Annotated in this window: 4 protein-coding genes and 2 pseudogenes; 3 read left to right on the top strand and 3 right to left on the bottom strand. The window is 45.3% G+C overall.

Annotation, left to right across the window (positions count from 1 at the left end; translation table 11 throughout):
- Positions 1–404: pseudogene (locus IQR33_RS14810) on the top strand (AsmA-like C-terminal region-containing protein); the annotation flags it as partial.
- 62 nt (positions 405–466) lie between these two features.
- On the opposite strand, the gene cobO reads toward IQR33_RS14810, so the two are convergent.
- A complete protein-coding gene (cobO, locus tag IQR33_RS14815; RefSeq protein WP_005380837.1) occupies positions 467–1,072 on the bottom strand; it encodes a cob(I)yrinic acid a,c-diamide adenosyltransferase in 606 nt (201 codons plus the stop codon).
- 117 nt (positions 1,073–1,189) lie between these two features.
- Here cobO and IQR33_RS14820 point away from each other — a divergent pair, with 117 nt between their 5' ends.
- Entirely contained in the window at positions 1,190–1,639 is a 450-nt protein-coding gene (locus IQR33_RS14820) for a low molecular weight protein-tyrosine-phosphatase (RefSeq protein ID WP_053304232.1), read from the top strand.
- A gap of 60 nt (positions 1,640–1,699) precedes the next feature.
- On the opposite strand, the gene IQR33_RS14825 is transcribed toward IQR33_RS14820, so the two are convergent.
- Entirely contained in the window at positions 1,700–3,259 is a 1,560-nt protein-coding gene (locus IQR33_RS14825; protein WP_005380840.1) for a SulP family inorganic anion transporter, read from the bottom strand.
- Between the two features lie 332 nt (positions 3,260–3,591).
- Positions 3,592–6,666: a ribonuclease E gene (gene rne / locus IQR33_RS14830; RefSeq protein WP_193837603.1), complete on the bottom strand. Its 3,075-nt coding sequence runs from the start codon at positions 6,664–6,666 to the stop codon at positions 3,592–3,594.
- A gap of 477 nt (positions 6,667–7,143) precedes the next feature.
- On the opposite strand from rne, the pseudogene IQR33_RS33130 reads away from it, so the two are divergent.
- Positions 7,144–7,417: pseudogene (locus IQR33_RS33130) on the top strand (hypothetical protein); the annotation flags it as partial.

Below are 7,417 nucleotides of genomic sequence, written 5' to 3' on the forward strand. Positions count from 1 at the left end.
AAGCTAAGAAAACAGACTTCAGTGCGATGACGGCGACATTGAAACTCAACAAAGGTGTAGTATCAACGGATAATATGCAAGCTCAGTCTCCATTGTTACGTGTTCGTGGTAAAGGTACCGCAAACTACATCAATGAAACAGTCGACTTTACTATCAGCACGTCAGTTGTAGGCAGCCTAGAAGGCCAGGGCGGTAAAGATATAGATGAGCTGAAAGACATCACGATTCCAATCAATGTGTCTGGTAAGTGGGCAGATCCTAAATTCAAGCTCGTATTCGATGATGTTCTGAAGCAGAAAGCTCAAAAAGAAATCGATCGTGGCGTGGAGAAGCTAACGGACAAAATCAAAGACGAGAAAACCAAAGATGCGGTCGATGGTTTATTGAAGAATCTTTTCAACTAACCGTGCGTGAAAATCAAAAGGGTTGGCATTTTGCCAACCCTTTTTAAATTACTCTGCGAGTGTTACCAATCGACGCCTTTGAGGGCTTTTACGCCAGATTCAAATGCGTGCTTTACATTTTTCACTTCAGAAACGGTATCGGCCATTTCAATCAGGGTTCGATGTGCGCCACGCCCAGTAATAATAACCGACTGCATTTTAGGTCTGTTGCTCAGTGCTTCGACCACTTCGTCTAAGTCGATGTAGCCGTAGCTCACCATATAAGTTAGCTCGTCAAACAAGATGACATCGATAGAGTCGTCTTGCAGCATGCGCTTACATTCTTGCCATACGCCTTGCGCTGCTTCGGTATCAGCGGCTTTGTTTTGAGTTTCCCACGTAAAGCCGGTTGCCATTACTTGGAATTCAACGCCGAGTTTCTCAAGTAGGTTGCGCTCTCCGTTGTCCCAAGTACCTTTAATAAACTGCGCGACAGCACAATTCAAACCATGACCCACTGCGCGTGCGATCGTACCGAATCCTGATGTCGATTTACCTTTACCATTTCCGGTAATGATCAGTAGCAGACCTTTTTCCTCTTGAGCAGCAGCGATTTTTGCGTCTACCTGTTCTTTGACTTTTTGTTGGCGAGCTTTATGGCGTGCTTCTTTATTTTCTTCGATAGACATAATACTTCCTCAATTCCTTTTCGTGCTGTGCCCAAGCTAATTTGGGTTCATTGATTTATCTCGCTATGATAGACCAACATATCGTGAAGAAAAACCACCGATAATTCAGGGAATAAAATGAAGAAAATACTTGTTGTTTGTATGGGAAACATTTGTCGGTCACCAACTGGAGAGGCAGTGTTAAGAGCGAAAGCTCAAAAGCTAGGCGTTGAAGTAGAGGTTGATTCGGCAGGTACAATTGGCTACCACGCAGGAAACCGACCGGATTCAAGAGCGATGGCAGCAGGAAAGCAGCGAGGTTATTCTTTTAAAGGAATGCAAGCGCGCCAAGTCACCATTGATGACTTTGAAAAGTTTGACCTTATATTAGCCGCAGATAAAGCAAATTTGGCCGATTTATTGGATATTTGTCCGTTGAAGTATCGACACAAAGTATCGTTATTTTTAAGTCATTCTGAGTCAGTTTACGACGAAGTCCCGGACCCATATTATGGTGGGGAAGATGGCTTTGAACTGGTGCTTGATTTAATCGAAGAGGCATCAGACGCAATTTTGAAGAAGCTATAATCGCCGTGCTTGAAGACAATAGAAAAAGGGATGAGCTCAGCTCATCCCTTTTTATTCGTGTTAACCCGCTAGTATGTCGGTTGCGACTTTGTAGCTTGGGTCTTCCTTCACGTTAATTTCAACCAAGCTGCCAGCTTTGTCCAAAAGTTTACGACAATCTGGGCTTAGGTGACGAAGGTGCAGCGTTTTACCTTGAGCATTGTAACGCTCAGCCAGTGTTTCAATGGCTTCAATTGCAGAGTGATCTGTCACGCGAGAGTCTGCAAAATCGACAATCACATCTTTTGGATCTTCAGGCGCGTTAAACAACTCCAGGAAGTTAGCCGCAGAGCCAAAGAAAATAGGGCCGTGAATCTTGTACTCTTTTGAACCTTCCTCGTTTAAGCACGTGTCGGCATAGATGTGCTTAGCGTGTTGCCATGCAAACATTAATGCAGAAACGATAACACCAACCGCTACGGCAACAGCAAGGTCAGTAAGAACAGTAACAACGGTCACAAGAACAATAACGAAGAAGTCTTGCTTCGGTACGCGGCGTGCTAGCTTAAATGTTGCCCATTCGAATGTACCAATGACAACCATGAACATCACACCAACCAGAGCAGCGAGTGGGATCATTTCAATTAGCGAAGAAGCGAATAAGATAAACATCAATAGAGCGATAGCCGCAACGATACCAGATAGACGGCCGCGACCACCTGAGTTTACGTTGATCATCGACTGACCAATCATCGCACAACCACCCATTGCGCCAAACACAGAACACGTCATGTTTGCCATACCTTGACCGATACATTCGCGGTTAGATTGACCACGAGTATTCGTCATCTCATCTAAAACTGTCAGTGTTAGTAGAGATTCAATTAGACCAATGGCCGCGAGAATGATCGCGTATGGAAGAATGATTTGTAGTGTCTCAAGTGTAAATGGTACCGCAGGAATAGAGAAGGTTGGTAGTGAACCTGCGAGTGTTGCAGCTTCATCTCCAGACATTGTACGCAGGAAGTCAACAACAGTGCGAGTTTCCAGATCCAAGCCAACCACTAAAGCCGTCACCGTTACGATCGCAACAAGTGAAGAGGGTACAGCTGTTGTGATTTTTGGTAGAAAGTGAATGATTGCCATAGTCAGCGCAACCAAACCAAGCATTAGCAGCATCTGGTCTTGTGGTAGCCAAGTAAGCATGCCGTTGATGTCAGGCGCTTTAAACTGACCCAACTGAGCTAGGAAGATAACAATAGCCAGACCGTTCACAAAACCGATCATCACAGGGTGAGGTACGATACGGATGAACTTACCCAATTTAAACATACCAGCGGCAATTTGAAGAATACCAGCGAGCATGATGGCTGCGAATAGGTACTGGACACCGTGAGTCGCGACAAGCGAAACCATTACGACTGCCATGGCACCTGTTGCACCAGAGATCATGCCGGGACGACCACCGAAAATGGAAGTAATAAGACCAACGATGAATGCAGCGTAAAGACCGACCATCGGATCTACGCCTGCGACGAACGCAAATGCGACAGCTTCAGGAACCAATGCTAGCGCAACGGTTAAGCCTGATAGCACATCATTTTTTACGGAGTGCTTAGAAAATTGGGGAAATTCGAACATGTTTGTTTTTAAGTTCTCTTTGCAATGAGTTAAACCCGACACATATTCGTATTTGCACAAGCCACTGAGTGGTTGATTTCTAATCAAACATTGCAGTGTAAACCGTAGTATTAAAAGAGCAGCATCAGAATGGTGTCGAAAACTTGAGTCGGCGCATGCTACCGAAAAGTGTGATTAAGTTCAAGAATGATACGAATAATGGCGTACAAATGTGATCGCGAATTGGTATTTATATGAACAATTTATTGGGCAGATATGAAGATAAAAAAGGCTACCAGATGGTAGCCTTTAATTTATTTATGCCGTTAAGCAGTTGAACGTAATGATTTAGCCTAGTTAAAGTTAGGCTTTGTCATCTCTGCCGATGCGCGGTTTTTAGCCACTTGGCTACCCGCACCTTTAGCTTGGTAACGTTCGGTTTTGAACGGTGCTGCTGCAACCGTGATTTCGCGTAGCTCTTGAGGGCCAGGTGCTTTTGTCATCGGTGCGCTAGCGTTTAGCTTAGCAGCAACTTTGATGGCTTCGACTTTAGGCTCTGGTTTAGCTACTGGCGCTTCGGCTGCAATCTCTTTTGCTGCTTCAACCACAGGCTCTTCAGCTGGTGCCGTTTCTACAATGGCATCAACCGGTTCAGCATGTTCAGTTGCAGGAGTTTCAACGATAGGCTCTACAGAGGCTGTTTCTACTACTGCCGATTCAGTTTTTTCTGCGATTACTGCTTCCACAACAGGTGCTTCTACTGCTGGAGATTCAACTTTCGCTTCAACGGTTTCTTGAACCTTGTGTTCAACAACTGGAGCATCTGTTACGACAGGTTGCTCGCGACGAATAATCACTTTACCCATTGCCATTTCTGGACACGCAAAGCCACCTTGGATTGTAGGTACTGCTGCTACAGCTTCTTCCTTAACTCGCTCTTCCTTCTTAGGTGCTGGTTTCGGAATGTAACGTGGCATTACTTTACCCATAGCCATTTCAGGAGAAGCGACACCTCCCTTACGTAGGCGGAACGGGTTAGGGCGGCGATCACGGCCACGGCGACGACGCTGGCCGCTTGCACGCAGGTGACGTGGCGAACGACGATTACGACGTTGCTTAGACTCTGCTTGCTTGTTGTCTTGCTGTGCTTCTACCGCTGCTTCTGTTGGCTTCTCAACTTTGGTTTCAACCGTTTCTTGAGTCTTAACCGCTGTTTCTTCGGCTTTCCTCTCAACCGCTTCTTGGTCTTTAACGCGTACAGACTTGTTCAGTTTGCGACGTTGGCGACGCTCCTTCACTTTTTCTGCTTTCGCGTTTTGTTGCTTTGGTTTGCTCTCTTCTGGTTTTGTTTCAGTTCGAGCTTCCGCCGCTAGCTGCAGGCCTTTTTCCGCTACTTTTGCATTTGCTTTTTGCTCTTGGGCTTTGTCTGCTTGTTGAGCTTTAGGCTTACGCTTTTGGTTGCGGTTTTGCTGTTTATTGGTTTGTTGTTGAGCTTCGTTTTGCTCATTCGCTTGCTCATCACGAGGCTTACGACGACGTCGGTTATCGCGATTGTCGCGGTTATCACGATTATCGCGCTGGTTGTTATTGCGACGACGATCGTTGCGATCACGCTTATTACGTCGATTATCGCGATTTGGTTTTTTCTCTTCCTGAGGTTTCTGTTCTTCTTTTGTTTCTTCAGAACCACCGAATAGGAAGCTACCAAGTGCTTTAAACAGACGGCTGAACAATCCAGGTTTCTCTTCTTGTTCAACATTTTGTTCTTTCTTCTTCGCCTCAGGAGCTGGTTTAGCTGCTGGTGCAGGTGCGGTTTGAGACGGAGCAGCAAAGCCTTTAAGAACTGGCTCTTCAATTCGTTTTGGTTTTACGTCAACTTCCGCTGGCTCTTTACCTTCTGCTTCTTTCATTGCTTCCAGTTTCTTAGGAAGTAAGTAAGATATCAGATCGAACTCTTCGCCTTCACGAACACGGATAACTTCAAAGTGCGGTGTTTCCATATCAGAGTTAGGAACAACCGTAATTTTCACTTCTTGAATGCGTTCGATATGGTTTACTGAACGACGTTTTTCGTTCAATAAGTAAGAGGCGATTGGCACAGGTACGACTGCAAGTACTTGTGCTGTGTTGTCTTTTAGCGCTTCCTCTTCAATTAAACGAAGTACAGAAAGTGCTAGAGATTCGTTGTCGCGAACGACACCAGTTCCGCTACAGCGAGGACAGATGTGATGGCTTGCTTCTGCAAGAGAAGGGCTCAAGCGCTGGCGTGACATCTCCAACAAACCAAAGCGAGAAATACGACCGATTTGTACACGAGCGCGGTCAAGGCGAACGGCTTCACGTAGACGGTTTTCTACTTCTCGTTGGTGACGAACTGGGGTCATATCGATAAAGTCGATAACCACTAAGCCACCTAAGTCACGTAGACGCAATTGGCGAGCAATTTCGTCGGCTGCTTCTAGGTTCGTGTTTAGAGCTGTTTCTTCAATATCGCCGCCCTTGGTTGCACGAGCAGAGTTGATATCGATAGACGTTAGTGCTTCAGTCGGGTCAATAACAATAGAACCACCAGATGGCAGACGCACTTCACGTTGGAAAGCCGATTCAATTTGGCTTTCGATTTGGTAGTGGCTGAATAGTGGAACTTCACCTTCATATTTCTTAACGCGGTTAAGGAAATCAGGGCGCACCAATTGAATGTGCTCTTTTGCACGTTCGTAGATGGTGTTGCTATCAATTAAGATTTCGCCAATATCACGACGCAAATAGTCACGGATTGCACGAACGATAACGTTACTTTCTTGGTGGATTAAGAATGGAGCAGGGTTAGAGTCCGCTGCACCTTTGATTGCACCCCAGTGGTTAAGTAGTACATTCAAATCCCACTCAAGCTCTTCAGCACTCTTGCCAACGCCAGCAGTACGTACGATTAGGCCCATGCCCTGAGGCAGTTCCAAAGTACTTAATGCGGCTTTTAGTTGAGTACGCTCGTCACCTTCGATTCGACGAGAAATACCGCCAGCACGAGGGTTGTTAGGCATCAGAACAAGGTAACTACCAGCAAGAGAAATGAAAGTAGTAAGAGCTGCGCCCTTGCTTCCACGTTCTTCTTTTTCCACTTGAACGATAACTTCTTGGCCTTCCGTTAGCACTTCTTTGATGCTTGGACGACCTTGGTAGGTGTAACCTTCAGGGAAATATTCGCGGGCAATTTCTTTGAGAGGGAGGAAACCGTGACGCTCGGCGCCGTAATCAACAAATGCGGCTTCTAAGCTTGGTTCGATACGTGTGATACGTCCTTTGTAGATATTCGCTTTTTTAGATTCATGTCCTGGACTCTCGATATCAAGATCGAAAAGTCGCTGGCCATCAACCAGAGCGACACGCAACTCTTCTTTTTGAGTTGCGTTAATTAACATTCTTTTCATTGAAAATTCTCGTTGTCTTTTCTTTTATATCTTTCTTGTCGACTTGCCACTGTTTTTTCGCTCTTTCACGGTGCCTGATCCCATGGCTTGTATTTTGCAGCCTCCCGGCTGGAAGGGGATGCTCTCGGGCACTTCAGTCATCACAAGCCTCTTGTGGTTTCTGTTGGAAACGTAGACTTGTGACCCGCTATTTGGGCGGTAGGTACTCAACGTGAATATGCGAGGAGTAGGGTGGCAAGAGTGTTGAATTCGATGTGTCTCACGCCAATGCTGCACTCGACCTTCAACGATCTACTCACATTGCTTGAGGATAAATGATTGGTAATGAATAAAATGTAACCAAACCTTCCTTAGCAGCTGTGAACTATAGCAGTGCGCGTGGCTATCAGCAATCTGCTTTCACGCAAACGATAGAAAATTTGCCGCTAAACTCAAAATTTCTATTTTATAACTGGCTGTTTCATAAGCAATTGAGATGTGCAAACTGTTCAAGACAGAAAACAAATTGAGAACTTGATTGAGAGTTTTAATAATTTAAACAAAAGCTTGGCGAAATTTAGACCAGTATGTGCCACGGAGTGTTTCTTTTACGACAAGAATAATGTGAAGTCGCACGAAATTGAGTTTACAATACCGCCCATGAACGAAATAAGAACAAAAGTCCAGTTCGTCGATATCGACGAAGATATGGCGGGTCAGCGCATTGATAATTTTTTGCGCAACCAATTAAAAGACATTCCTAAAAGCATGA

Source organism: Vibrio sp. OPT46 (assembly GCF_015163535.1).
GTDB classification, from domain to species: domain Bacteria; phylum Pseudomonadota; class Gammaproteobacteria; order Enterobacterales; family Vibrionaceae; genus Vibrio; species Vibrio alginolyticus.

Excerpts from the sequence above, each read along its gene's own strand:
- cobO (WP_005380837.1), bottom strand. The coding sequence starts at position 1,072 with ATGTCTATCGAAGAAAATAAAGAAGCACGCCATAAAGCTCGCCAACAA.
- rne (WP_193837603.1), bottom strand. The coding sequence starts at position 6,666 with ATGAAAAGAATGTTAATTAACGCAACTCAAAAAGAAGAGTTGCGTGTC.
- IQR33_RS14820 (WP_053304232.1), top strand. The coding sequence starts at position 1,190 with ATGAAGAAAATACTTGTTGTTTGTATGGGAAACATTTGTCGGTCACCA.
- IQR33_RS14825 (WP_005380840.1), bottom strand. The coding sequence starts at position 3,259 with ATGTTCGAATTTCCCCAATTTTCTAAGCACTCCGTAAAAAATGATGTG.